This window comes from Helicobacter trogontum, from assembly GCF_000765905.2.
In the GTDB taxonomy this organism is placed as follows: domain Bacteria; phylum Campylobacterota; class Campylobacteria; order Campylobacterales; family Helicobacteraceae; genus Helicobacter_A; species Helicobacter_A trogontum.
In genome coordinates, this window is the sequence record NZ_JRPL02000087.1 from 1 (window position 1) to 1,315 (window position 1,315).

At 31.6% G+C, this 1,315-nt stretch carries 1 protein-coding gene and 1 pseudogene; both read right to left on the bottom strand.

The window, feature by feature from the left end; all coding sequences use genetic code 11:
• Positions 1–973: pseudogene (locus tag LS81_RS12560) on the bottom strand (VirB3 family type IV secretion system protein); the annotation flags it as partial.
• Between the two features lie 19 nt (positions 974–992).
• Positions 993–1,271 (bottom strand): TrbC/VirB2 family protein, encoded by a 279-nt coding sequence (locus tag LS81_RS10955; protein ID WP_052096670.1) that lies wholly within the window; start codon positions 1,269–1,271, stop codon positions 993–995.
• Positions 1,272–1,315: the final 44 nt, after the last annotated feature.

Sequence of the window (1,315 nt, forward strand, 5' to 3'; positions counted from 1 at the left end):
TGAGTATTGTCTGGAAAATCTAAAATATCCTTTTCATTATCAAAAACCCAACCAAATTGTTTTCCTCTTTGAAACGCACTAAGCCTTGATTTTAATGAATTATTATCATTGGTATCTTCTGTAATATTTTCTAAAAGTAAAGAAATAGGATATTTTCTTTCCTCTTTTTCAAACTGATTCATAATAAAGAGAATGGCGTCATTAAGCTTTTTCTCCTCTTTTGTGTTAAGAATCTCACCTTTTCTTGTTACACAAAGCTTCATTAGTTCTTGCAAACCTCTTATGTTATTCTGCGTATTATCAACCATAAATGGATTAAATCCTGTTGGCACACCATTTTCAATACTAATATATCTCCCACCAGCACAAAGAATATTGCCTAATGCCCCCTTATCTTTATCAAGATAGACGAGACTGAATTTTCTTTTTTCTTTTGGAGTATTTACACTAAAAGTTTTTTCATTAGCGTATTTCATCATCTGATTCACTAAAAAGTTCATAAACACTGTTTTACCGCCACCACTTTGCCCTTGCCGCTTACCTCCCATGTTGCAAGTAACATACAATCTTTTGTAATAACTACACCATCGGCAATAAGTGAGCTATAGGGGATAAATTTTTCTAAGGCAGGATTGGTATGTAATTCAAATAATGAGAGTTTAGGAAAATTGTGATTTTTAGGCATTTTTGTATATTTCATTGCACTAAATGTTTTTGTTTTATAGAATCTTCTTACAAGAGGATGAGTAAAGATCTGTATTTTTAGAAAATACAAGCGAAAGATAAAATCATCTTTCTTTGCCATCATTTTTAGAATAAAGACTGCGGGTAAAATAAATATGCAAAGCAATATTTGATGCACTATTACAGATAACACAAATATTCCGCCAACAACTAGAAAAAGAGGTGTTATTGGCACACCAAAAAGCATAGCAGGACGAGTAAGACCTTTAAATAAAGGATGGAGCTGCATATCCTATTCACCAATCAAATTAACTAATAAAAAATGCACCAAGACTTGAAGCTGAAGCGATGATAATTGCACCAATGATAATTGGGATACATTCTCGTATTGTCTGACCACCAAAAAGTATCTTATAACCAACAATTAAAAATGCAATAGTTACAGTAATTGCAGCTAAACCATACAGAGCTGTATTAACATTATTAAGCAAGGTATTAGCTTTATCAAGCCCACCAAATGCAAAAGAAAAGTGAAAAAGACCGAAAATAAAAAAGCAAAATCCAATATTTTTGAATTTAAAGCTCATGATAACTCCTTATGACTGATGTTTAAACGATAAAAAAATCGTTC

Excerpts from the sequence above, each read along its gene's own strand:
- LS81_RS10955 (WP_052096670.1), bottom strand. The coding sequence starts at position 1,271 with ATGAGCTTTAAATTCAAAAATATTGGATTTTGCTTTTTTATTTTCGGT.